Source organism: Chamaesiphon sp. VAR_48_metabat_403 (assembly GCF_031422475.1).
Taxonomy (GTDB): domain Bacteria; phylum Cyanobacteriota; class Cyanobacteriia; order Cyanobacteriales; family Chamaesiphonaceae; genus Chamaesiphon.
The window spans coordinates 1-24,617 of sequence record NZ_JANPLS010000515.1 but is presented as its reverse complement, the minus strand read 5'-3'; the positions used below and the strand labels follow the sequence as shown (position 1 = coordinate 24,617).

Annotated in this window: 19 protein-coding genes and 1 pseudogene; 4 read left to right on the top strand and 16 right to left on the bottom strand. The window is 45.2% G+C overall.

Annotated features, from left to right (window positions below; all coding sequences use genetic code 11):
* Positions 1 to 414: 414 nt before the first annotated feature.
* From RMO79_RS24120 to rppA, 3 genes are all read right to left on the bottom strand, one after another.
* The gene (locus RMO79_RS24120) at positions 415 to 1,128 is read right to left on the bottom strand and encodes a hypothetical protein (protein WP_310485821.1); all 714 of its coding nucleotides are present in this window, start codon (positions 1,126 to 1,128) and stop codon (positions 415 to 417) included.
* The gene (gene rppB / locus RMO79_RS24115; protein ID WP_310485819.1) at positions 1,125 to 2,477 is read right to left on the bottom strand and encodes a two-component system sensor histidine kinase RppB; all 1,353 of its coding nucleotides are present in this window, start codon (positions 2,475 to 2,477) and stop codon (positions 1,125 to 1,127) included. The genes RMO79_RS24120 and rppB overlap by 4 nt, the downstream gene beginning before the upstream one ends.
* A 129-nt stretch (positions 2,478 to 2,606) precedes the next feature.
* Entirely contained in the window at positions 2,607 to 3,305 is a 699-nt protein-coding gene (rppA, locus tag RMO79_RS24110; RefSeq protein WP_310485818.1) for a two-component system response regulator RppA, read from the bottom strand.
* A 134-nt stretch (positions 3,306 to 3,439) separates the two neighbouring features.
* Here rppA and RMO79_RS24105 point away from each other — a divergent pair, with 134 nt between their 5' ends.
* The 3 genes from RMO79_RS24105 to RMO79_RS24095 all read left to right on the top strand — a co-directional run bounded on the left by RMO79_RS24105 (position 3,440) and on the right by RMO79_RS24095 (position 6,761).
* Positions 3,440 to 4,243, top strand: coding sequence for a MauE/DoxX family redox-associated membrane protein (locus RMO79_RS24105; protein WP_310485817.1), 804 nt, complete (start codon positions 3,440 to 3,442; stop codon positions 4,241 to 4,243).
* A gap of 123 nt (positions 4,244 to 4,366) precedes the next feature.
* Entirely contained in the window at positions 4,367 to 5,434 is a 1,068-nt protein-coding gene (locus RMO79_RS24100; RefSeq protein WP_310485816.1) for a PLP-dependent cysteine synthase family protein, read from the top strand.
* A gap of 34 nt (positions 5,435 to 5,468) precedes the next feature.
* Positions 5,469 to 6,761: a hypothetical protein gene (locus RMO79_RS24095; protein ID WP_310485815.1), complete on the top strand. Its 1,293-nt coding sequence runs from the start codon at positions 5,469 to 5,471 to the stop codon at positions 6,759 to 6,761.
* Positions 6,762 to 7,098: 337 nt separating this feature from the next.
* On the opposite strand, the gene RMO79_RS24090 is transcribed toward RMO79_RS24095, so the two are convergent.
* Positions 7,099 to 11,310 (bottom strand): DEAD/DEAH box helicase, encoded by a 4,212-nt coding sequence (locus RMO79_RS24090; RefSeq protein WP_310485813.1) that lies wholly within the window; start codon positions 11,308 to 11,310, stop codon positions 7,099 to 7,101.
* A gap of 327 nt (positions 11,311 to 11,637) precedes the next feature.
* On the opposite strand from RMO79_RS24090, the gene RMO79_RS24085 reads away from it, so the two are divergent.
* The gene (locus RMO79_RS24085) at positions 11,638 to 12,264 is read left to right on the top strand and encodes a Uma2 family endonuclease (RefSeq protein ID WP_310485812.1); all 627 of its coding nucleotides are present in this window, start codon (positions 11,638 to 11,640) and stop codon (positions 12,262 to 12,264) included.
* Positions 12,265 to 12,280: 16 nt separating this feature from the next.
* Here the strand turns inward: RMO79_RS24085 and lpxB (RMO79_RS24080) are convergent, their stop codons facing one another.
* The 12 genes and pseudogenes from lpxB (RMO79_RS24080) to RMO79_RS24025 form a co-directional block, all read right to left on the bottom strand.
* Positions 12,281 to 13,441, bottom strand: a complete 1,161-nt coding sequence (lpxB, locus tag RMO79_RS24080) for a lipid-A-disaccharide synthase (RefSeq protein WP_310485811.1) — start codon at positions 13,439 to 13,441, stop codon at positions 12,281 to 12,283.
* Between the two features lie 89 nt (positions 13,442 to 13,530).
* Positions 13,531 to 14,688, bottom strand: coding sequence for a lipid-A-disaccharide synthase (gene lpxB / locus RMO79_RS24075; protein WP_310485810.1), 1,158 nt, complete (start codon positions 14,686 to 14,688; stop codon positions 13,531 to 13,533).
* A gap of 1 nt (position 14,689) precedes the next feature.
* Positions 14,690 to 15,532, bottom strand: a complete 843-nt coding sequence (gene lpxA, locus RMO79_RS24070) for an acyl-ACP--UDP-N-acetylglucosamine O-acyltransferase (protein ID WP_310485809.1) — start codon at positions 15,530 to 15,532, stop codon at positions 14,690 to 14,692.
* Positions 15,533 to 15,886: 354 nt separating this feature from the next.
* On the bottom strand, positions 15,887 to 16,405 hold the full coding sequence (fabZ, locus tag RMO79_RS24065; protein ID WP_310485808.1) for a 3-hydroxyacyl-ACP dehydratase FabZ: 519 nt from the start codon (positions 16,403 to 16,405) through the stop codon (positions 15,887 to 15,889).
* Between the two features lie 51 nt (positions 16,406 to 16,456).
* Positions 16,457 to 17,281 (bottom strand): UDP-3-O-acyl-N-acetylglucosamine deacetylase, encoded by an 825-nt coding sequence (lpxC, locus tag RMO79_RS24060; protein ID WP_310485807.1) that lies wholly within the window; start codon positions 17,279 to 17,281, stop codon positions 16,457 to 16,459.
* A 199-nt stretch (positions 17,282 to 17,480) separates the two neighbouring features.
* Positions 17,481 to 17,792 (bottom strand): element excision factor XisI family protein, encoded by a 312-nt coding sequence (locus RMO79_RS24055; RefSeq protein WP_310485806.1) that lies wholly within the window; start codon positions 17,790 to 17,792, stop codon positions 17,481 to 17,483.
* On the bottom strand, positions 17,777 to 18,196 hold the full coding sequence (locus tag RMO79_RS24050) for a XisH family protein (RefSeq protein ID WP_310485805.1): 420 nt from the start codon (positions 18,194 to 18,196) through the stop codon (positions 17,777 to 17,779). Before RMO79_RS24050 ends, RMO79_RS24055 begins: the two co-directional genes overlap by 16 nt.
* 35 nt (positions 18,197 to 18,231) lie before the next feature.
* Positions 18,232 to 18,429: a hypothetical protein gene (locus RMO79_RS24045; protein WP_310485804.1), complete on the bottom strand. Its 198-nt coding sequence runs from the start codon at positions 18,427 to 18,429 to the stop codon at positions 18,232 to 18,234.
* Positions 18,430 to 18,643: 214 nt separating this feature from the next.
* The gene (locus tag RMO79_RS24040) at positions 18,644 to 19,258 is read right to left on the bottom strand and encodes a hypothetical protein (RefSeq protein WP_310485803.1); all 615 of its coding nucleotides are present in this window, start codon (positions 19,256 to 19,258) and stop codon (positions 18,644 to 18,646) included.
* The gene (locus tag RMO79_RS24035) at positions 19,255 to 19,713 is read right to left on the bottom strand and encodes a hypothetical protein (protein WP_310485802.1); all 459 of its coding nucleotides are present in this window, start codon (positions 19,711 to 19,713) and stop codon (positions 19,255 to 19,257) included. Before RMO79_RS24035 ends, RMO79_RS24040 begins: the two co-directional genes overlap by 4 nt.
* 137 nt (positions 19,714 to 19,850) lie before the next feature.
* Positions 19,851 to 23,750: a DUF5724 domain-containing protein gene (locus tag RMO79_RS24030; RefSeq protein WP_310485801.1), complete on the bottom strand. Its 3,900-nt coding sequence runs from the start codon at positions 23,748 to 23,750 to the stop codon at positions 19,851 to 19,853.
* Between the two features lie 6 nt (positions 23,751 to 23,756).
* Positions 23,757 to 24,617, bottom strand: a pseudogene (locus RMO79_RS24025) (hypothetical protein); the annotation flags it as partial.

The window sequence follows — 24,617 nt, the reverse complement described above, 5'->3', positions numbered from 1 at the left end:
AATATCTAAATTTATTAGATGCAATATTCGCATAAATTCAAGCGATCGAATTTACACTAGGGACAATAAGAGTAAAATTCCATCGAGATCGACACTCCAGGCACTGCCCATTCCACGAAGAAATTTAGATTCAATTATGCCGAGCTACTTATGTTGTAAACAAGTATTAATCATTTTTGAAATTTATGGTATTATTCTCTCGTACATGGGTATATTACAAATATAGGTTGCAAATCGACAGATTAATAACAATCTACAACCTATATATTGCAACAAATAAATTCGGAGAACCCGATTAGCATAAGGATTATTTTATGATGTCTTCCATTTCGGCAACTTTTAAAAAACCACATTCCGCATAGCGGAATGTGGTTGGGAAACTTTCATTTGCTACTGCGGGATTAATATTAACAACTACATCTCTAAGACAATTTTACTGATATTTGCCGTATCGCTTTTGACACCCCAAAAATAGGCAACATTATTCGCATCATTAGTCGTCCGGCCATAAGTATCCGTGCCGAGCGTCCCTCTGGCAACTACGGGTAACGGATTAGTTCTACCATCATTAGTAATATTGCTATTGTTAAAACTGACTAACAGGTTGTCAAACCGATCGTAAGCCGCGATCGATCCGGTAAATTTGCCATAATGCGCGGCGTTAATTTGCGCCCCCACTCCCGTTACTGGCCGATCGAATGTCAGTACCAACGGACTGAGATCGGGCAAAATCGAACCAGGTGCGTCGATAATATCGTTACTCGGCTCGTTAGCCGCAGCGATTAAGGCAGCGTCACCGCTAAAATCTCCATTCCATTTTAGCGGATCGCTGGGTGTATTAAAGCCGATTCGCTGGTCGATTCGATTGGCAGTAGTACCAAAATTACCCGTTACGCCCAAGCCGCCAGCAGAAACCGCTCTAAAAGTAGTTGGTAAAGTTGTCCCCGCAGTACCGAGCTGTCGCCAGTCTACAACATCGTTAGCCCCCAACACTGCCAGATTATTACCAGTTTCATTGCTATAAATAAAGGTCGTCGCTGCGCCAGCGGATGTGGCTGAAACGATCGCGAGTGTCACCGCACTCACAGACAATTGGCAGCTAAACTTGACGGTCGGGGTACGTTTCATAGAAGGTGTAAACTTTGGTACTGAATATTCGGCAAATTTACTACAAATGCACTACCTAAGTCAATTTGACTATCAACTTGAATATTGCCATGATGTGCCTGCACGATCGCTTGAACAATTGCTAAACCTAATCCCGTTCCACCTGTATGACGCGAACGATCTCCTTGCACGCGATAAAAGCGATCGAAAATATGCGGTAGATCTTCAGGTGAGATGCCAATTCCATTATCTGTTATTGCGATCTTGGCATTGCGCTCTGAGGACTCTAGCCGAATTGTGACGACTCCACCAGTGGGAGTATATTGAATGGCATTGTGGATTAAATTAGCGATCGATCGATATAGTCTATTGCTATCTCCTGCAATATAAATTGGCTGGTTAGTAACAATTTCTAGGCGGAGATCGATTAAACTGGCGATCGCTAAAGGAGCTAATTCTTCTTCTAAATCGCTGACTAAATCATTCAAACAACACGAACTCAGGTTTAGAGGAATTTGTTTTGCTTCCAATCGTGATAGCCACAGTAAATCTTCAGCGAGACTACTGAGATGATGAACTTGACGCTGGGCAATTTCCAAATTACTGCGAGTTTCTGGCGCAATTATTTCAGCATCTAAAGCACTCTCTACGGCTAGTCTCGTCACAGCTAAAGGGGTCCTCAATTCGTGAGCAGCATCGGCGGTAAACTGCTGAATTTGCTGATAAGACTGATAAATTGGTTGCATTGCCAATCCTGACAACCACCAACTCGTGCCACCGATGAGTAACATAATCAGTGGAATTCCAAAGATTAGAATTAGATGGAGGCTATTCATATACTCATCTAATTGATGGAAAGATTGAGCGACTTGCAGATAGCCCCAATCTCGATTGTTAATTGTTTTGAGTTTGAGTGTATGAATGTGATAGCGTTCGCCGTGCTTATCGGTAGTGGTTTCCCAATGCAGTGGGGAATTTCGATCTACAAACTCATGTTTTTTTGTCCCTAAAATAGCAATTTCTCGACCATTTAAGTTTAATAATCGCAGACAATACCCTTGCTTTTGGGTCAACTCGGCAATCTTAGCATTAGACTTAATCGGCAAACATTCAGAACCGCTCTGACATAATCCTGGTAACAATTTGATTGCGACTGGATCGACTATTCCTGGCTGTTGCAAGACTGCTTCTAGGGTATCATGAACGGTTCCAGCTAAGGTATCCAATTCTCGATTGACAGTGCGCTCGAATGCCCGAATCATGACTAAATGAATAGCACATCCAGATATTAAAGTAATTAACCCGATCGCGATTGCGTAAAATCCAGTTAACTGAATGCGGGTACGATTGAATAATCGATTTTGATGCACTTTTAATAATTAATAATCGTCAAGATTTGGGGATTTAAGTTTCACTCTAAAACCTCGCTTTCAACTTTCTGTCTTGACGCGCTAAACCGTCGGGTTCCCCGACGATCGCGCGTCGCAACTTTCAACTTTTCAAAGATGAATAGAATTAAGTCGATAGCCAAAGCCACGCACAGTTTCAATCGCATTCTCATAACCAAATTCAGCTAACTTCTTCCGCAAGAGCCGAATTTGGGCGGCGACAACATTACTCGCTGATTCTGAATCTAGCGACCAAATTCGATTGCGGATTTGGTCGTGAGTTAGGGTACGATCGGGATGTTGCATCAAATATTCTAACAGTTGAAATTCTTTTACTGTCAGACTGACAGACTGTTCTATTCCCGCCAAACTAGTAATCGCAATGGCATTATTACCATAGTCTAATTGCAGATTTCCCAATTGCAATTTGTCGGGTTGAAATGTGGGAATGCGACGTTGGAGAGCGCGGAGTCTGGCGCGGAGTTCTGCCATGCCAAATGGTTTGACGAGGTAGTCATCGGCTCCAGCATCTAACCCAGTAATTTTATCCTCCATGCGATCTTTAGCCGTCAACATTAAAATCGGCAAAGTGTATTTTTCCGCTCGTAACCTTTGACAGAGTTCGATTCCAGACATTTTTGGCAGCATCCAATCGATAATCGCCAGTGAGTACGTTGTTGGGTCGAGTGTTAAATATTCCCAGCCAGCTCGACCATCTGCTACCCAATCGACGACATATTGATGATGTGAGAGGTTAGTTTTAATGATGGCACCTAAGTCTGGTTCGTCTTCAATCAGTAAAATTTTCATCCTCAGTCTCCATCATCTCTTGACTAGATGAAATTAACATGAAATCTCAACTTAATCTTTTTCATCTTAATTTCATCTTAGCTCGCTAAGATAATAGTAGTGTCAAAACTGCTTGTATTGCTACGAGGTGTCTGATGAATCAACTCGATCTTAGCTCTCATCAAATTAAACTCTACCGGATGGTTACGCCAGAAAGTGAATGTCCGTGGGGATTGAAGGCTGTTAAATTATTACAAGAGCGCGGCTTGATATTTGAAGATATTAAGTTGCGATCGCGTGAAGAAATAGATAACTTTAAATCAAAATATCAGGTAGCAACTACACCGCAAATATTTATCGATACCGAACGAGTTGGCGGTTATACCGATCTCGCCGAACGACTGTCTGTAGCCCCCACGCCGACCGATACATCTTACACGCCAGTTATCGCTTTGTTTGCCACTTCGGGGCTAATGACGCTGGCTTTATCGCTAAAGATGGCTGGTTTTATGGGGATATCTTTGGCGATGTTAGCTAGTCTCAAATTGATGGATTTAGACTCATTCACCGATAGTTTTCAGAAGTACGATCTAGTTACAAAGAGATTCAAACTATACGGCAAAATTTACCCTTTCCTAGAACTAGCGATCGGCTTAGGATTTTTGTCTGGCGTGGCACCATTATTAACTGGAATTGCGTCAACTACCGTGGGGGTACTTGGATCGATATCGGTATTTAAGGCTGTATATATCGATAAAATGGCTCTCAATTGTGCTTGTGTCGGTGGGAATTCTAAAGCACCTCTGGGTGTGGTGAGTATGACTGAAAATTTGATGATGGCGATAATGGGATCGATCTTAATTTTTGCGACTGTAACTGAACCCAATCAAAAGTTCGAGCGCGTAAATTTAGTTACGCCATCTGAAATACTCATTCGCAGTCATCAATCTGTTAAATAAATTTAAAATTACAAGTTATGAAAATTGTTTAGATTGAAAATCCACGATCGTAATTCATCTAAATTTCATCTTCAACCGTCAAACTAGAAATAACGATCGTGTGCGATCCTAGCAACCACCAGAATGATGATGAAAACTTCCACAGACTCGCTACCCCAGATCGGGCAAGATTTTACCAAGATAGTTGGTGCTGTCCCGATCGTCAGACTAAATCGAGTTAGCGATTTGTGTCAAAAACATCATCTCTATTTTAAGCTTGAATCTTGCAATCCCGGCGGGAGTATTAAAGAGAAAAATGCAATTTGCTTGGTCGATCGAGCCGAGGCAGAAGGATTGTTGCGATCGGGTGGTACGATCGTCGAATCTAGTTCGGGTAATTTTGGGATTGCCTTGGCAATGGTGGGTGCGGTGCGCGGCTATCGAGTCAAAATTGTCATCGATGCTAAAACGAGCGATACGATGCGGCGGATTTTAGTCGCTCATGGTGCCCAATTAATCGAAGTCCCGCTCAGTCACGCCGATAGTTATGGTTCGATGCAGGTAGCTCGAATGGAACGAGCCAAAGAATTGGCAGATAGTACTCCTGGAGCTTGGTATCCCTGTCAACATCTCAATCCTCACAATCCCGACGCACATGAGATTTACACCGCCAGAGAAATCGAATCGGCTTTTAATGGCGCACCGGATGTCATTGTCATCGGAATAAGTACTGCTGGGCAAATCGCCGGAATCAGTCGTTACTTCAAACAACGTTATCCGCACACCAAAATTATCGGTGTCGATGTAGCAGGTTCGGCGGTATTCGGTACGCCCAGATTTCCGTACAAGATGACGGGATTGGGTTTATCTTTCACACCACCTAATTTCGATCCGAGTTTGCTCGATGTTGCCTATACTGTAAGCGATCGGATTGCCTTCTCATTCTGTCATCAAATCGCCCAATTAGAAGGTTTATTACTCGGTGCATCGACGGGTGCGATTTTGGCAGGTGGATTGGCTTATGCTCATGCCGTAGGCGAGACGAATCACCCCTTATCAATTTTAATGCTAAACCCCGATCGCGGCGATCGTTATCTCGAAACAGTGTACGATCGAGATTGGCTCAAGACTAATCAGATCGAGTTATTTTCCCCTCAACAATTAGCAGTAGAAGTTCGCTCCATCGCCCCAATTAAATTCACAGAAATTTAGTCTTATATTTAATCTCTATAAATACCACCTGTTAATGTCTCGAAATCGCCAATTAATCCAACTGTGGCAGCAATTTATTCCCCTATCATTGTCCGATGTCACAATGGCATTGGGAGATCCTTTAACTACTACTACCCTAGCTCATTTACCAGATCCGCGAACTAATATTGCCGCATTAGGCGTGGCAAAAGCGATCGCCATTTTTTGCGAAAGTCCGATTATTATGTTGCTTCATGCCAGTAACGCCCTCGCGGGGACTCAAACCTCCCGACTGGCGTTGTGGAGATTTACGCTAATTGCGAGTGGAGTGATGAGTTTAATCTTGGCTCTGACATCGATTCCCGCAATTTTTGCGATCGTTGGAGAAAGCTGGTTGGGTGTTACCCCTAGTTTGAGTCAGACAATTCGATCGACACTCACGATCCTCATTTTATGGCCATTCGCGATCGGGTGGCGCAGATATTTTCAAGGTTTATTGATTCATAGCGGACAAAGTAATGCCGTCGCTCAGGCGGGGCTAATTCGGCTGCTGGTAGTCGGCGGTATCCTTGCCGGGGGATTTACCCTCAAAGCGAACGGCGCGGTTGTAGCGGGGGTGAGCCTAGTCTGGGGCGTAATTGCCGAGGCAATTGCTGTCACGTATTTAGCCAGGAGGTTAGGAGCTACTCGACTCCCTGAAATCAAATCGACACCGGAGCTACCCCAAGATTTAGCTGGAGTTTGGAAATTTTATTTACCCTTAGGCGGTACGATGATGCTGGTGTGGGGGGCGCGGGCGGCTCTTGTGGGGATTGTCGCCCGTGCTAACGATGGAGAGATTGCTTTAGCTGCTTGGCCTGCGGCTTGGGGGTTAGTATTAGTTATTGCTAATTCTACGCGGATGGTGCAGCAGATTATTATTCGCAATCGCAAGTTAATACCCGATCGAGTCTTAATTACTTTTGCAATTACCGTCGGAATTCTATGTTCGCTAATTCTATTATCTGTCAGTGGCACACCCATTAGCGCACAGGCGATCGGTTATTTTATTGGTAACGATCGAGAACTAATTGCGCGAGTACGTCCGGTATTATTAATCTGTGCGGCGATTCCGCTGCTGGTATCAATTCAAAATGCGCTTCAAGGTTTTTTAGTCAGTGCGGGACGAACTTGGGGAGTCAATCAGGCAGCTTGGATTGGGGCAATTGTGATGTTAGCTACCGCCTATTTAGCCGTACAATTAGAGCAAAATGGGGCAATAGCGGCGGCAATTGGAATGGTAATCGGCGGCATTATCGAAATCAGTTATTTGTGCTTTCAGAATTTCCGTCATCAGACAATAGATTGACTGCGATCGATTCTAAAATTGTAAACAAGATCTTCATTTCCGATGATTGAATTTGGTTTAACTTAATTTAATATAGCAATCCTAAATCATTTATGAGATTCTATCTCGATGTTATTTCAACCGCAGAGGCGCAGCGATGCACGCTCGTCGGGTTCCCCGACGGTTTAGTGCATCAAGACAGAGGGCGCAGAGAACGGAGTAAGAATTCTCATAAATCAAATAGGAATGCTATATTACTACTTGCTGCATTAGGTTAAATCTTTAGTCTGCGTAGGCAGACTTCGCTTCATGTGCGGCGACTGAAGTCGCTGACTAACCCGACATTCTCATACTTTAGTTATTCATTAATTAACCGCAATAAATCACTCGTGGAAACTTTGGCACTAACATCGGCTCCTTCAAGCAAACTATCGGCGAGATCGCGTTTGGATTTGTGAAGTTCGACGATTTTTTCTTCGATCGTATTTTGGGCGACGAGGCGGTAAATTGTGACTGGACGCTGTTGTCCGATCCGGTGGGTGCGATCTGAGGCTTGATCTTCAACGGCGGGATTCCACCAGGGATCCATGTGAATAACGTAGTCGGCGGCGGTGAGATTTAGTCCGGTACCGCCAGCTTTTAGACTGATTAAAAACACATCACCTTCACCAGCTTGAAAGGCATCGACGCGGGTTTTGCGATCGCGGGCGGAGGTGCTACCATCGAGATATTGATACGCGATCGATTGCGAGTCTAAATAGTCGCGAATTAGGTGTAAATGACCGACAAATTGACTAAATACTAGTGCTTTATGTTTGTTTTCAATTAGTTCGGTGAGGACTTCGCCAAATAGTTGCAGTTTGGCACTGGGGATGGCAATATCGGTAGTCACTAATTTGGGATTGCAACAAGCTTGCCGCAATTTCATAATTTCGGCTAATACTTGTAAATGTTTTTGTCCGGCGGGGGCATCATTATCGGTGAGTTTAAAGATTGCTTGTTGGCGCAGGGCTTCATAAAATGCCATCTCTTCTTTACTCAGTTCGACTTGTAAGGTAATCTCGGTACGCGAGGGTAATTCTGATAGAACTTGCGATTTGAGGCGGCGGAGGATAAAGGGTTGAATTAATTTTTTCAATTGATGGCGACTGCTACGTTCGCCATCGAGCGCGTTGAAATTAGCAAACCGTTGATTGAAGCTATCGAGCGAACCGAGCAAGCCCGGATTGATAAAGCGGAATAAATTCCACAGTTCGCCGAGATGATTTTCGATTGGTGTACCCGTCACAATCAGTTTAAATCCACCTTGGAGATTCATGGCGGCTTGCGATCGTTTGGTGGCAAAGTTTTTAATCGATTGAGCTTCATCTAAAACGATCGTTTGCCATTCAATTTTGGCTAACATTTCGCCGACATCATCTTGTTGTAATAAGCCATAACTGCACACCACCAGATCCAGCGGTTGAAGTCCTGCTAAAGTCTGTTCGCGATTACCACCGCCAAATTGAATCGGATTCAGCGTCGGGGCAAACTTTTCGGCTTCACTCATCCAATTCATACATACCGATGTCGGCGCGATAATTAGCGTCGCACCATTAGCAGCGCGGGTGAGAATTAATGCTAACGACTGGAGAGTTTTACCCAACCCCATATCGTCCGCTAGACAGGCTCCCACACCCCAATGCGCCAATCGCGCCAGCCACCGAAATCCATCTACCTGATAATCGCGTAATTCGGCTTGCAAAGTCGAGGGTAATTCGGGGGTAAAGCTCTCTGCTTCCCGGAGCTTCTTAATATGGGTTTGCCAATGTTTATCAGCTTTGAGTTGCCCCACATCATCTAGCCAATCCTCCATCGTCAACGCCGCTAGGGGATGCACTCTCAGCCCTTTACCATGTCGATCGGAAATCGCTTTTAATTCATCCAATCGCTGCCGAAATTCCTGAGTTAGGGCTAAAAATTGACCGTCACCGAGGGGAATAAATCGACTGTGTGAGCCTTCGAGCAGTGCGAGTAATTGTTGCAATTCCAGCACCCGATCTTCATCTACCTGCACCTCGCCACTAGTTGCAAACCAATCTTGTTCTCGTTGAATCCGCAGTTTAAAATCGCTCAAACCAGCTTGACGAGTCACTCGCATCTTCTCGCCTTCGGGCCATTCTACCATCGCAATATCGCCGACAGCCTGCAATTCTAGCAGCAATTCCAGGCATTCTTGCGGATCTTCGATCGACCATTCATCACCCTGCTCATCCATTTGCTCCAATGTCGGGCAAGATGCCACCACCGCATTCGCAAATCGCCGCTCTGCTGCCAAATCGCGGTGGGTCTGAAGCCGTTTACCTTCAATCTCGGCAATCACCGTTTCCCCACCCGTGCCGGGGCTGTAATAGGGGCCTGCGGGGGCAAATGGACGCGAGAGCAAGGTAACTTTTAAACCCATGCCGTTGGGTAACAGATGGATGTAAGGCTGCGGATCGCTGGGGACTTCCTCGACATTAGCCGCACCACCGCCGATATCGGAATGAATAGTGACGATGCTCGAAATACTGCCGATCGCATTCAACACCCGCTCTTTCGCTGCTAGCGGCACTTCTAGGCGATTCTGTTTGCCCAAAATCTCCGCAATCCGACGATGATTGTCGGTAATTTCGATCGCTTTGAGCCGAGAAGGGCTTTCTTTTTGCACCATCACATGTTTGCCCGGTTCAAATTCGGGATACATAGAAATGACAATCCGCTCGTCTTTAACCGTCGTAATTTTGAGTTCTGGTTCGCCACCAATTACTTCAATTCGCGAAGAGAGATTATCTTCCCAAAATACTAATGGATGTCCGATTAATGCGATAATTGCCCGATCTCCAAACCGATAATCTGAGTGTCCCCACCCATTATGGTCGTAACTTTGAAGATGACTGCATACTCGCAAATCTTCGGGAGTGAGATATTCAATATCGTCGGCACTTTTCAACCGCTTGAGAGCAATATTTCGCCCCTTACTCCACTCGCCTTTGATATTCCGACTTTGTTCGCGAGGTTGAATTTGATGGCTACTCCCATACATAATAATCGCCCAAATCAACCGTCGATCGGGTGTAGCTCGATCGGTTGTACCTGGCGCATTTGTCGGTTGTAATTTAGTCAATGCGGCGAGTGAAAGTTCCCATAGTTCTTGGGGTTCAATTAATTTTGATAGGTTGGTAACACCGATCTGTTTTTGCAACTCTCCCGATTGCTTTTGATAATAACTCTGAAATTTATCGGTAGGATTAATCCGGGATAAAATTCCTGCTGCTTCCATTGCCAACCAATCATATCCAGCCGCAGTGGATCGACTGTAAAATATTTCTAGGGTATTTGATAATGATTTATGCTCGGCTTTTTTATCTACCCAATGAATGCATAACGCCCGGACGATAATTTCTAAACTATGATGTTTATCTAATGGTGTCGATCGTAGAATTGCATCGCGTCGATCGAGTTTACCCATTTGCAGTTCGATCGTATATCTGAGCACATCATAAGTCGCACTCAGCCAAGAGTTGTCCTTAATTGCTACCAGTACGTGTTCCAAAGCCACCCGCAAATCTTCACCTCTACCGCGTCTGAGTAAGGCGAGAATGAAGAATAAGCCACACATTGAAGAGAAATAAATTTTCCGCTTACCACTGTTCTTTTTAAGGGCGCGGAGGGCAATTTCGTACTCGGAGATCGCCGAATTATCATTCCCCTGTATGAAGTACAACCAGCCCCACAGCCGCGCCGATCGGTCGCGCCAATCCGTCGGCAATCGCTCTAATAATTCCTTCGCTTCAAGTACTTTTCCCCGTAACATTAATTGCTCGATCCACTGGACGTGCATTTGCTCTAATACCAGCGGATGAGTTGACTTGACGATCGCGTCTGGAAGTGCCTCAAATGCCGCATCAGCGGGGGCGAGATGTTCGATCGAATAGTTTAGAATACTCTCTAAAATCTGCCCAGACAAATCGGGAATCACCGTTGCAAACCAATCAGCATCGAACGGATTATTACAAATTTGCTGCCATAATTCTTCTAATGAAACAGTTTCCCGCGAATGCGAATAACGATGATAATCGTCAAACTGTTTCTTAATGAACTTTAGATCGTTACCATACAAACCCAACCGAATTTCACGGACAAATTCATTATAAGTGTTAAAATTCCGAACGCCATTGCCATATTGCGCGATCGGCAAATGTTTGTTTATCGCAGCATTAATCACCCCCAACCGCCCCATCCGCACTGCCTCGCGGGTGGCAACTTCCGCAATTAACGGATTGATTTGAATGCTATGTTTGCCGATCGAGATTAAGATCTCACTAGCTAGTAGTCGATCGATATAAGGCTTGAGCGTCGCGGCGATTAAAGATTTCTCGCCCGCTAATTTAGTATGTTCCAGACAAGTCAAAATCATCGTTCTACTGACTGGAGTATAAATTACCGAAATTAATTGCCCGATCGCGCGATCGAGTTCGGGCAACATATGGTAATTAATAACTAGTTGTTGTCGTTGTTTGGCGATTTTCAAGTAATTATCCGACATCATCCACTCCAGTCAGGTAGATTCTGTATTGTAGCTTATGAGGGAGATGGGAGAGCGGAGACGGGGAGACTGGGAGATGGGAAGTGAGGGGAGGATCGACAACCCAAGTTGCTACCTATCACCTCAGCGGTTAGAAACCGCCGCTCATAGTGCAAAGTCCGCCTACGCGGACTAGTTTATTAGTCCGCGTAGGCGGACTTTGCATCACTAGCCACGATTTCAATCGTTGGCATTTTAATAGGTAGCAACTTGGGCTAAATAAGTTGTAAATCTAAAATCCAAAATCTAAAATGGTATAATTGAACTGTTCGACGCTCAGGGGTGACGATTGTGTACGCAGTTATTTCTAAAGATCGCATTTCAATGCCACCTGGCTCGGTGATGCGAATTCCTGGTACCTGGGAAGAGTATTGTCAATTACGCGATAGTCGGGGTGACGGTTCGATTCCTCGACTCAAATACCATCAGGGAGAGATTTCGCTGATGAGTCCATTACTTAGACACGGGCGCGAGGCTCATTTAATCGCTACAGTAGTTACAATTCTACTTGAGAGTCAAGGGCGCAATTATGAAGCCTTTACACCAATTACGATGGATCTGCCTGAAGTCAGTGGCATCGAGCCAGATTACTGTTTCTATATCGACAATTGGCAGGCAGCGGTAGGTAAGGATCGGATTGACTGGCAGGTAGATCCACCACCCGATTTAGTCGTCGAAATCGATGTTACTAGTTACACATCCGAGCTAGATTTTTTACCTTATAACGTGCCAGAAGTATGGCTTTTTAAAAACTACAAACTGGCGATCTATCAGTTAGAAGCTGGCAAGTATGAAGTCAGCGAAAGTAGTCGCTATTTTCCCGATCTTGCCCTTCAAGATATTATCGATCTCTGTTTTGCAACTGCGAAGGAGAAAGGCACGGGAACAGCCATGAGCGAACTCCGAAAATCTTATTAGTCTATCGATCGGATAGTTAAGAAAACTCAGCTAAAATTTCAGTAGCAACCCGATCGCACACACCAGTTTTACCCAGAGCTGATCGCATTTGACGATAATTAGCTAACATTCGATCGCGATGTTCTTGGTTGAAAATTAGTTCGAGACTTTCGGCTGCAATCCGATCGGGATTTGCCTCATTTTGCATTAATTCTGGCACGATCGATTTCATTTCCACTAGATTAGGTGGTGATATATAGGGAATCGAAAATTTAAACACGTTTTTGGCAAGCCAAGCAGTTACTCTACTCACTCGGTAAATAACGACTTGAGGAATATTAAGTAAGGCTAATTCTAAACTAACGGTACCGCATTTAGTAATGGCTAAATCGGCTGCTGATAAGACTAAATCGGCATTTTTGGTAATCAGAATAGCATTAAGTTGATACGATCGAATCGCACTTTCGATATCAGCTTGAAAAGCATCGCGAGAGAGTGGTATCCAAAACCGCACATTCGGTAGTTTATCTTGCAACTTTTGGGCAGCTTCAAAGATAGCAGGTAATAGATATTTTAATTCTTGTTTGCGAGAAGCGGGAATGAGGGCGATCGCAATTTCATCATTAGTAATGCCTAATTTGTCGCGGGCAATTTCTCGACTAGATAGAGTAGCAACGCGATCGATTAATGGATGCCCGACAAACTTGACTTTTGCACCGCGATCGGCAAAATATTTCGCTTCTCCAGGAAAAATTGCAAAGATTTCTTTTGTAAATTTAACAATTTTATTAGTGTTTTTATTCGCGATCGACCATACCCATTCTTGTGGCGCAATGTAGTAAAATATCGGTACATTCGGCAATTCTTTTTTAGCATAAGTACCAAGCTCTACATTGGTATCTATATAATCAATTAGGATAACTAAATCGGGTGGTGTGGTTTTTAAATACTGTTTAGCAAGGCTGCGGACTTTCAATGAGGGTTGAAGATAGGCTAGCGATTCCCACATCCCCATCGAACTGATTCCCGTGGTATCAGCCAGGATTGTTGCGCCTGCTGCTGCCATTTTACGACCACCAAGCGCGACAATATTCATGTCGATGCCTAATTTTTGGGCTTGTTGCTTGAGTGCGGTGACGAGTAAAGCACCCTGAAGATCGCCAGATACTTCTCCTGTACTAATAAAGATGGTTTTCACTGATTAGTGGATAGTGGATAGTGGATAGTGGATAGTGAATAGGGGAAATACGAACCATCCTGCTCCCAGTCTCCCCGTCTCCCCGGCTCCTAAATTTTGGCTAAAATTTCCGCAGCGACGCGATCGCAGACACCAGTTTCGCCTAAAGCTGCACGCATCTGAGTATAATCAGCTAACATCCGATCTCGGCGTTCGGGGTTTAAAATTAGTTCGAGACTTTCACTAGCAATGCGATCGGGAGTAGCTTCATCCTGCAATAATTCTGGCACGATCGGCTTCATTTCGACTAGATTTGTCGGAGACATATATGGAATCGAAAATTTGACAATATTTTTGGCAATCCAAGCTGTTACTTTGCTAACTTTGTAAACCACAACTTGGGGAACATTTAGTAACGCTAATTCGAGGCTCACCGTACCGCATTTAGTAATTGCTAAATCTGCGGCTGATAAGACTAAATCGGCATTTTCAGTTACTAAAGTTGCATTAATTTGATACGCTTGAATCTGACTTTCAATTTCTGCCACAAAATCTGGACGAGCCAGCGGAATCCAAAATCGAACATCGGGTAATCGATCTTGAATTTGACGAGCGGCTGTAAAAATGAGGGGAAGAATATAAGTTAATTCTTGCTGGCGAGAAGCTGGAACCAGTGCAATAGCTACTTCTGAATTGGTAATGCCTAACTTAGTGCGGGCAATTTCGCGATTGGGAAGAGTTGCGACTCGATCGACTAGTGGGTGTCCGACGAATTTAGCTTTGGCTCCCTGCTGGGTAAAATACTGGGCTTCTATTGGGAAAACCGAGAAGATTTCATCTATAAAACTAACAATTAATTTAGCTCTTTTATGTTGTCTCGGCCATACCCAATCTTGAGGGGCAATATAGAAAAATATTGGGAGATCCGGAAATAAATCTTTGGCATATTTACCGATACTAATGTTAGGATCTACATAATCGATTAGCACGATTGCATCTGGCGGAGTGGCTTTTACATACTGCTTGGCAAGATTCCGCGCTTGGATTGAGGGGCGCAGATAGGCTCGTGCTTCCCAAACACCAATCGAACTGATAAATGTAGTGTCGGCGATGATTTCCGCGCCTGCTGCTGCCATTTTATTGCCACCGAGCGCGACAATCTTCAGGTCGATCCCTAATTTTTGGGCTTGTTGTGTGAGTGCCGTGATGAGCAAAGCACCCTGGAGATCGCCAGATACATCTCCAGTGCTAATAAAGATGGTTTTCAATTTAATCGCCTTTATTATCGATCGATTTACCAGGAATTGGGCCTCTGCGTTTGTTCTCCTTTTTACCATCGATAGATTGTCTCAAAAATCTTTGGAGCTGTTGGATGCTTTCATAACCAGGAAATAGATCCAAGTCTTCGAGAGCTTGAGAGATGGTTTTGTGGGAGTAATAAAGCGTCCGAAACGCTTTTTTAAGAATAGCGATTTCTTCTGGGGCATAACCAGAACGTTCTAAGCCGACAAAATTGAGAGATCGCACGCGTGCTGGCGTACCTTCGACAATGGTAAATGGGGGCACGTCGCGCTGGATCCTGGTCATTCCGCCAATCATCGATAATCTACCCACGCGGACGAATTGATGGATGCCCAATACGCCACTAATTACGGCATCGGATTCGACATGTACGTCGCCAGCTAAAGATGTCGCGTTAGCTATTTTGACATTATTTTCGATCGTGCAATTGTGAGCGACATGCACGTAAGCCATTAATAAATTGTGGTCGCCGATGACGGTGGCTTCGCCGATACCTGTGGCGCGGTTGATGGTAACGTATTCGCGAATCCGATTGTAATTGCCAATTTTGACCCAGGTTTCGCCACCTTTGTATTTTAGATCTTGACTATCCAACCCGATCGCCGCGCCGGGGAAAATCTGATTGCCAACCCCAATAATTGTCGGGCCTTCGATGATAGCATGGGCACCTACTGTACTTCCGGCCCCAATCTTCACATTTTCGCCAATTATCGCATAGGGGCCAATCTGCACGGTGGGGTCGAGTTCCGCGCTGGGATGCACCACAGCGGTAGGATGAATTCGGGTCATTAACATTGCTACTCCAGCCATCTTGTCATTTTCCTATAATCTAGCGATCGCGATCCAGATGCAAAGCATGTTCGTGTGCCTAGTGTGGAGCCGCATCGTAGTACAGTTGTGAATCTCAGCTACCCTTGCGAATGTCAGATGGATAAAGGTGCTCGCACCATTTCCCTTCTGTCATTGCCAAACGATGTTGGTATGTCACTATTGATGTCGATAGCACAAGCCAGTTCGCGGTTGGGTGGTTACAAGTTGGTTGTTACCAGTAGACTAATTCCTTACTCACTATTATGCCCACACTTGAATGAGGCTTACACTTTCATCTGCTGCGGATTTCGATTGGCAATGCCTGTTGTCACAAGCGAATCGCCAAAGTTGCGATTACACTTCTACTAGAGCGAATGTCAGGTCTCCAGCAGCAGCTAATTGTCCATCGACCTCAGCGCGAGCGTGCATCTTGGCAAATCGACGACGTTTAAACGCTTGGAGTTCCACTGTCATGATTAATTGGTCGCCTGGAACCACTTGATGCCTAAACTTGACACCATCAATTCCGGTAAATACAAACAAGCCACCATTATATTCTGGGAGCTGGGTCAGCACAATGCCGCCGACTTGCGCCATTGCTTCAATAATCATCACTCCTGGCATTAGTGGATGTCCGGGAAAGTGACCTTGAAAAAAAGGTTCGTTAAAAGTGACATTTTTCAACCCGACGGCTTTAGCTCCAGGTACATAGTCGATAATTTTATCGACCAAGGCAAACGGGTAGCGATGGGGGAGCAGTTTGTGAATCTCTTGGAGCGTAAAGGTAGTTTTAATGGGTTCTGGTGGTGCTGGCGGTAGTGGTTCAGCAATAGAGGCAATGGTCTCTTGAGATCGATCGAGGGTAGTGGACATTAGACCTAATAGTTAATGTATTGGTGGTACTGTTGACGATTGTTCACTGTTCTAATATCCCATTTCATGTAGCCTTTTTGCCAATCGAACGTGTAATTGATGGCTGGCTTTGTAGGCGATAAAATGCGCTAGTGGCAGTTTGCCCAACAGACTCAAATCGCCAATTAGGTCTAGGAGTTTGTGACGAGATGGCTCGTTGGGAAATCTCAGGGGTGGATTCAACCATTGGTTCTCATCGCAAACGAGGGCATTTTCTAAGGTACCACCTTTAATGAGACCTGCCGATCGCAACTGTTCGATCTGGTGTGCCAATCCAAATGTCCGCGCGGGGGCAATTTGCGTCGCGAAGTCATCTTTACCCGGTTGCCAACTATGCCACTGATTGCCAATGGGTGCCACATCAAAATCGATGCCGTAGGTAAAGCGCAACACTGGCGATGGTAATGCCGCCACAAATAGATCCTTATCTCCAATCCAGATGGGAGTTTCGATCGCGCCAGAGGTGGCTAAATCGACCGGGAATGCCTTGGTTGACGATCGCATGAGTGCTTCGACCCAAACTCGTGCCGACCCGTCTAGCAGGGGCAATTCCGCGCCATCGATCTCGATCCGTGCATCCTGAATGTCTAGTGCTGTGAGTGCGGCGAGTAAATGCTCTACCGTCCGCACCGCTGCCCCCCGCACGCTCAATTCGGTCGAGAGGGTCGTCTGACTGACATTATCGACATGCGCGGGAATCTCTGGGGCATCTGGTAAATCTACTCGCACAAAATAACGACCCCGACCGGGATCTGTGGGCAAAATTTTCACGGTGGTAGTCACGCCAGAATGAAGTCCGATCCCGCGAACTTCACAAATACTTGAGACTATGGACATTACGCTGTTTGGTAAAGGTATCGAGATTCAAGCGATCTATCGGCGTTAATTATGACACGTATCGCTCTGGCTTTCGCTCCTTTTTCTGGAAACCAGGTGATAAAGAGGAGTAAGTAGTAAGAGATAGATGTGCAATTACTTTTCACACCTAACACCTAACACTTGTGAGTAGAACTCGATCTTTTTTGGACAAGTGCAACTACACGATCGATAGTTGAGGCATACTAGTGTAGATATTTTTCGCATCGATACCCGCCTCAATCAAGATGGAGGTCAATCCCTCTTCAAAATTATCCTCTTCGATCGCGATCTTCTCATCCACTAAACGAGCATGAAATAAGATTGTATTAATCCAAGCTTGTTTATCCCAGCCAGTTGCCAGAATCAAGAAGTTACCTGAATCTCGATCGCATACAGGATAAAGCCTGATTGATTGAAGTCGAGGTTGATTTTTAGTTGCTTCTTTTAGAGTATTTTCGATGATGTCTGCGTAGCTTAATGATTTATCCATTGAATGATTACCTCTTGCTCTGGCTCATAAACTAATAAATTTATTTTGTTGCGCTTAATAACGAGTTGAAAAATAGGTTTTTGAAAATGCTTTAGATAGATAGCTTCACTGACGGCTAGGAATAGCTGACGATCTGGATCTTGTCCTTCCAATGCCCATTGATAAAGCTGGAGTTGTCCCATTGTCTTTTCCAGCTCACTGATAACGGAGGGAGTATCAAAATCCTTGATTTCAATGGCAATCTTCCGATCTGCTTTCTCAGCAGTAAAAAACTTCTCAGCACCCAAATCTGCTTTTAGCAGTGTTTTCTCTAGTACTAGAATTAATGGATCGTCTGTGATTACCCATCCATCTTTCTCTAATGTGCGACGTGCCGCATCATGTAGGCTATCTCTTCTAGACATCGACCGAAACCCGCTCTGAGCTAAAGGACATCTGTTTAGTGTAGCTGGGCATAGATATCATCCTCATCGTTATCCCAAACGGCAGCTAGTGAGGTTTGGCTAGCTTTGAGCCAGAATTCGCTCTCGTCATCAGGTAGAATCGTTACGAGTATTCTCGTTCCTTCAGAAATAGCGATTGGTTCTGAGAGTTCGACTTTGCCCTGACAAAAGGTTGCCCAAACTGTTTTTGGCATAGGTTGAATCCCACAATACAAGGGTTATTACTATAATTGTACCTAGAGATTTGCATCCTAGCCCAGAGATCGAGCCTCAATCGCATCGAGATAAATTTTCCAGTTGAGGCAGTAATCGAGATGGCTTTGGCTGGATATTTGGATAGTGAAGAGATCGGGTTTGTAGATTGCCAACCAAATCGAGGTCGTGAGTGGAACTCGATCTACCTAATCATCAATTGCCAACCAATCCCTTTGCACCTTCGACAAAAAACGTAGCAACTGGATGATCGATAGCTTTTTCTAAAGCTGCTAAACTACCTGCTTTTAATCCTTTAATAATCCGAGATTTTAGATCTGGATTACGATCGACATTATCTATAGCTTTTGCAGCCAGAACTCTGCTGCTATCGTCAGGATATTCATCTGAAAGTCGATTTAATAAATCTTTGATATCTTGTGAAGTTTGTGCTATTTCTGTGTGGTTATTAATCTGGGTTCCAATTTTGTCACCCATGACTTTATCACCTCCGATATGATCCCCATAAATATTCATGACATTTGCAGGAAAATGAAGAGTGGGTTTTTCTGGATTTGCGGCTGCTTCTTCTACTTCTCTAACTCCTTGATGAGTGAGCACCATATTGCCACCAAAATTCATCATTTTCAGTAGACCTTCACCCCGCAGATAGTCATATGTAGCTTCCGTCTTTTCCCGATCCCATCCTAATTTCTCTCCTACTACATACATATTGATGCTGCATCTCTCAGATCTTCCGCCAGTTATTTCATAGATTTTCTGCAACATCAACCAGCGATTTTTTTGTCTTTCTTCAATTATAGTTGTCATCGTAATAACTCCGATCTCATCTCAAAGTAGTTAAGTGTCAAGGTAGTAGCTATACAAAACAGGAACATAACACACCAGAATAAAAAATCCTTACCTGGTTCGCCTGTTTGAACATGGGCAGAGTCGTAGGTTAATTTGGCGATAATACCTGTTACTAGTGTAACAAACTGCTGAACTAAACGGAAAGGGAAGCGAAGCTGTCTCAATCGAATTAGTTTCATTTCAGTGCGAACGGTGGCAATCTCAACATCTGGTGTTGTAATCTCGATCGCACTGACATCAGGATCTCTCTGTAAAGCAACACTCCTAGCTTCCCGCCAGACTTTTGAACCATAAACAAGGACTGATTCTTTATATTTTTGAAATGCTGCCTCTTGAAACTGTTTATAAACAGCCTCTTCGATTTCAAAGACAATTCTATTGGTATCATCTTTTGATGATTCGGATTGAGTCATTTTAGTCTTGAAATTTTCATTATTCTCTGCCCTCAGATTATTTTACCAGATTATGTTAATTCAAGTTATAACTTTTCATGCTAAAAACTTGCTTCTTCGCTAAAAAAATATCAATACAATAGCGCGATCGATACCAACTACTTTGCTAAAATCTGCTCTATAATTGTCGGGTCTTGAATTTCCCTATCCTTCGCTAACAGCAACACCTTCGACATGATTTCTGCGGTCTTCGGATCGTCATCGACGAAGGGTAAGAATAGTCGTCCGCGATGTTGGGAACTGACGGGGAGAATGCAGAGTGCGCCGCCTGGTTGACGATGGACGATCGCGCTACCGAGATGTACGGAATAGGTACCGATTTCGCCGTTGATGAGGGCGTAGCAGCCCTGGATTTGGACGTTATTTAGTTTCATCAGGCGACAGGTTTCGCGGAGGATGCTCGATCGCATTTCCACGGTTGAGGCACTGGCTTCGGGATCGATTCCGCCAATGTGGGCGACGCTGACGACGAGATCGAGATCGCGCATGACTTCGCTGAAGATGCGGGGGGGGATGTCGGCGAGGGGGAGGGGTTTCCATTCGTCGCGTTTGTAGAAGTTGAGTCGATCGATCGTCAAGCCTTCGACTTCGAGGGGGGTGTAGTAGCCATTGGCAAAGGAGACGGCGGCGATGAGTCCTGCTTGGTGAAAGGTGCGGCGTAAGCCTTCGTCGGGGGAGGAGATCCAGCCGCGTTGTCCGAATAAGGCGATCGCTTGGCGGGGGTTGACCTGATGCCCTTCATAGCGTTTGGAACCCGTCTTGGTTTGTTCGGCGGCGGTTGCGACATAAAGTTCGCGGAAGACTTGTTTGAAGGGCTGCTGGCGGGCGGTGGTGAAACATTCATGTTGCCAGAGATGCCATTCTTTGGTGATGAGGAGGTCGTGGGGATGGGCGATGCGGAATTTTGCGGCGGTAAGTGCGATTTTGCCGTGGGGCGAGACTAGTTCGGTGCCGTTGGGTTCGAGGTAGCCGATTTCGTTACCAGTGGTGGCGATGAGGACGAGTTGGCGCAGCATGGGGGCGAGAACGGGGTGCTGGGCGAGTTGGTGGAGTTCTGGTTTGGTGAAGGCATCGCCGCCCTCCATTGCTTGTTCGAGGGAGAGGCGCATTCGGGATGCTTGTTTGACGATACTCTGTTTCCGATCGAGCAATGCCTCAATCTCAGGATTTTTCTTCAGTTTGGCGGGAATGGCTTTGAGGGTTTTTCCGGCTTTGGTAATGGTAATTTCGGGGGTGCCTGTAGGGGTGATGCTCAAACTGATGGTGGTATCTTCGATGGAGACTACCTGCGGTTTTTCGACCAAATCGGCAATGGCGGCGGCTTCCATCGCCCATTGGAGCCGTTGCGGATCGGCGAATCCGGCGGTGCGGGCGAGGTTTTCCATGCCGATTTCGACGGCGAGTTTTTCGCTGGCGCGGCGTTGGGAGCCAAATTTTTTGCTGGTGCGGAGGAATTCTTGGTAGGTTTGATAGCGGCTGAGGATGTCGGGTTCGCGTTTTTTGCCTGGATCTAATGGGCACAATCCGAGGGCGCGGATGGAATCTTGATGGCGTTTTTTGGTGATGCGATCGAGTAATTCTCCTTTCTCAATTTGCCCTAACATGGCATTAGCAAACTGTTTCGCCCGTTGATGTCCGCTGCCGTTGGAGGCATATTGAGCGGCTTTATCCAACTGTTGCCAACGTTCTGCACCCAAGGTGGCGTAAACCCGCCCAAACCATTCCACATCCACGGCTCCATCGACTAAACTAGCCGCAGAAAGCGGAGTCCGTTCGGCAATCTGCGCTACCCAGATTTCCCGCACATCTTGTTCGACCGACCAGTTATTATCTTTAGTATGGGCATGAATCCACCAGACTCCTTCAGCAAAGCCAGGAAGATCGATCGCTTGTTGGATATAATTCACCCATTGGGGCGCGAAGAAGGCAAATTGAATCAGCTTTTCTTCACTAATTTTCGCGGCTCGGACTTGGCGGGCAAATTCTACAGGCGTATCGTCACTCGCGGGAAAGCTAATCCGCATCAAATGGCTCATCACGGTAGCTTTGCTCTGGTTGCCGTAACTATAGCCACGCACGAAGGTGGAATTATCTAAATTTTGTAATAGTTTAACGATCGTCCCAATACCTTCGATCGATCTTAATGCCAGTGCTGCATTAGTCGCCGCTGTGGGTAAATCTCCACGCTGACATTCGATTTCGAGGATGCGATCGCGGCAAAGTTTGGCAGATTCGATCGCGATATTCATTCCTGGATCTAAATCTGATATATTCCGCCGAGTTAGCCTTTGGAGATCGGAAAAATCATTTCTAGAATGGATTATCTTAACAGGTATCTGTTTTAATTCTTGCTCGAATCTTTCGCTCCATTTTATTGAAGGATCGCATAATAGATGGTAGGTAATATCTGCAATGTTGGCAAAACCAAAATGATAAGCATTTACCAAATCATATAGATTAGTCACTCGATCTCGACAGATAAAATCCCAGATACTATTGTCGATCCAAGTGGCAATTTGCCACCATCGCCGAAAATCCCTTTCACTAACATTACTACTATGCAGTCGTACAAAGTTTTTGACTAGTCCGATGAAGTTTTTTAAATCCCAGTTCCTAGCTACTAAGTCAGATATCGAGCGTTCTAATTCGATCGCATCTACTACAGTCAATACTTTTACAAACAGATCTAATGAAAAATCAGTCACATTAGATTGGGGGTGTAGATATAAGAGCCAATTTACAATCCGAGATACTAAATCTGGATAGCGCAAATCTCGATCGATTTTGCCAAAGGATGCCTTAAAAATGCTGCGAAGTTGAGTGTACGGAGACTCAATATTAGTATCTAAAGCTTCATTATCTTCAGCTCCGTCCCAATATTCTGCGTATGTTTGATAGCGAGGTGCGATCGCCCGAATTAATTCCAAACCATCTTCATCTTTCGATCGTTTACCTTCATACCAATTTTCCCAAACATCAGCTAATGGCAATCGTGCTAAGTTTTCATCGCGGGATAGATTGGGATCTACATTAGGAAAGTGCCAAGCTAAATTACCAAATAAATATTCGACATTCTCACCAGAATAGTCTTTGATTATAACTGAAGTTTGACTGTGTTTATGAATCAGTTCATCGATCGCCACCAAAGTACTTTTAGCCGCAGCCGTATTTAGTTCGACAGGATTGGTGCAAGTTACTGGTTCGGGTACATATAAATCGGCAAGATTGACTAAGCCCAGAGCATCCCGCAAGGTTGGAGGTTGAGACTCTCGTGCGAAAATTCGTTCTAATAGTTGAGTTTCGGCGGTGGTAATTTTATCGCCGCGCGTAGTTTGATGTGTTTGCGCGATCGACTGGCACTCAGATACCAATCGATTTTCCTTGACTAATTCTGCTACTAATTCCAATCCAGCTTGTCGCTGTAACTTATCTTTAGCTGCTAATAATAATCGAGCTGACTCGATCGCATCTTCATCCGATTGTTTGAGTAATAACCCCAGAATACCTTGACGCAAATCGCTAGATTTACGAGTGAGTAAACTGATTAAATGGGCGGCTTCAGATTTTTCGATCTGGCATTTTGTGAGTATTTCTAAAACCTGTTGCCGCACATAGCTACTAGCATCGCCAGTGAGATCGAATAATGTATCGCGAATCTCTGCATCCCACGGCTGGATCTTCGCTAAATCTTGGGCGATAGTTGCCCGTTGATAAGATTCAGCAGCGGCTAGATAGGGAATCATTAATTTGGGAGATCGATCGCCCAACCATCGATGTAAAATCTGGACGATAACCTCTTGAGAAACAGTTAGTTTCATCCACTCCCAAACTAGCGGGGTTAATTGCTTGGATTTGACTGCCCAACGGGGGAAAATAGCGATGATTCGATCGAACAGTTCTGGCGCAGCCTTTAATAATTCCTGGCTGGCATAAGCAGAATTTAATGCTAACCACGCTACTCGATCGTCGGGATCTTCGATCGCACTTAATATTACCAATCGTGCTCAATGTAGATCCAGTTGCTTGAGACAGTGAATCGCTACCAACCGATGGCTGGCTTCGGGATGCTGGAGGAGGGTTTTGGCAGATTCGATCGCTTGAATAGCATCGGTAAACGCGATCGACCATAGAGCCAAATATACCGTCTGTGCATCGTCGCTGGCGAGGGCGGCTTGTTGCTGGTTGGCATCGGTGAGAAATTCTAAAACTTGCGCCACAATTGCCCGTGCTGGTTTCTCTTGCAATACGTCCAAATCGAACCCAAACCAGACATCCACCGCTCGTAATGTCGCCGCAAACCGAATTAGATTTTCGTCCAAAATCAGCTTCAATATCCGCTGATACGCGATCGGATGTGCTTCATCTACGCACTCTAAAATCGTCTGGCGCAAGCCCTCTTGACGCTGGGCGGCAACTAAGAGCTTTTCGACAAATTCCCACCCTTCTGGGCGATTTGCGAGGAGGAGCGATCGAGTTATATGTCGCCCCATCGCCCCGATTTCATGTTCGCCCTTGGCTGACGCGATGAGAATATCGAAAATCTCTTGCCCTAACTTGTCGCCAGCGTTAATGGCTACCGCAAACAGATAGCCCAAAATGTCGCCGTTATAGCCTAAGTAAGGGCACCAGCTAGCCAGCCAGGGTAAATCGACATCGTAGCCATTAACTACAGCCAACAGGCGTTGGAACCACCAGCCGCGTTTTTGAAGATAGGCATCGGCTGTGGGTGCGCGGAATGAGCGGCGATTGTAGACGTTTTGATACGTCCTATTGGGGTAGCTTTGCCAAGTGTCTTCGACTTTTGGCGCAAATTGGGGGAAGTGAATGTTAAAGTTCTTGAGTCGATCGACTGGTTTCAATTCGCC

Excerpts from the sequence above, each read along its gene's own strand:
- RMO79_RS24120 (WP_310485821.1), bottom strand. The coding sequence starts at position 1,128 with ATGAAACGTACCCCGACCGTCAAGTTTAGCTGCCAATTGTCTGTGAGT.
- rppA (WP_310485818.1), bottom strand. The coding sequence starts at position 3,305 with ATGAAAATTTTACTGATTGAAGACGAACCAGACTTAGGTGCCATCATT.
- RMO79_RS24105 (WP_310485817.1), top strand. The coding sequence starts at position 3,440 with ATGAATCAACTCGATCTTAGCTCTCATCAAATTAAACTCTACCGGATG.
- RMO79_RS24100 (WP_310485816.1), top strand. The coding sequence starts at position 4,367 with ATGATGATGAAAACTTCCACAGACTCGCTACCCCAGATCGGGCAAGAT.
- RMO79_RS24095 (WP_310485815.1), top strand. The coding sequence starts at position 5,469 with ATGTCTCGAAATCGCCAATTAATCCAACTGTGGCAGCAATTTATTCCC.
- RMO79_RS24090 (WP_310485813.1), bottom strand. The coding sequence starts at position 11,310 with ATGATGTCGGATAATTACTTGAAAATCGCCAAACAACGACAACAACTA.
- lpxA (WP_310485809.1), bottom strand. The coding sequence starts at position 15,532 with ATGGCTGGAGTAGCAATGTTAATGACCCGAATTCATCCTACCGCTGTG.
- fabZ (WP_310485808.1), bottom strand. The coding sequence starts at position 16,405 with ATGTCCACTACCCTCGATCGATCTCAAGAGACCATTGCCTCTATTGCT.
- lpxC (WP_310485807.1), bottom strand. The coding sequence starts at position 17,281 with ATGTCCATAGTCTCAAGTATTTGTGAAGTTCGCGGGATCGGACTTCAT.
- RMO79_RS24055 (WP_310485806.1), bottom strand. The coding sequence starts at position 17,792 with ATGGATAAATCATTAAGCTACGCAGACATCATCGAAAATACTCTAAAA.
- RMO79_RS24050 (WP_310485805.1), bottom strand. The coding sequence starts at position 18,196 with ATGTCTAGAAGAGATAGCCTACATGATGCGGCACGTCGCACATTAGAG.
- RMO79_RS24045 (WP_310485804.1), bottom strand. The coding sequence starts at position 18,429 with ATGCCAAAAACAGTTTGGGCAACCTTTTGTCAGGGCAAAGTCGAACTC.
- RMO79_RS24040 (WP_310485803.1), bottom strand. The coding sequence starts at position 19,258 with ATGACAACTATAATTGAAGAAAGACAAAAAAATCGCTGGTTGATGTTG.
- RMO79_RS24035 (WP_310485802.1), bottom strand. The coding sequence starts at position 19,713 with ATGACTCAATCCGAATCATCAAAAGATGATACCAATAGAATTGTCTTT.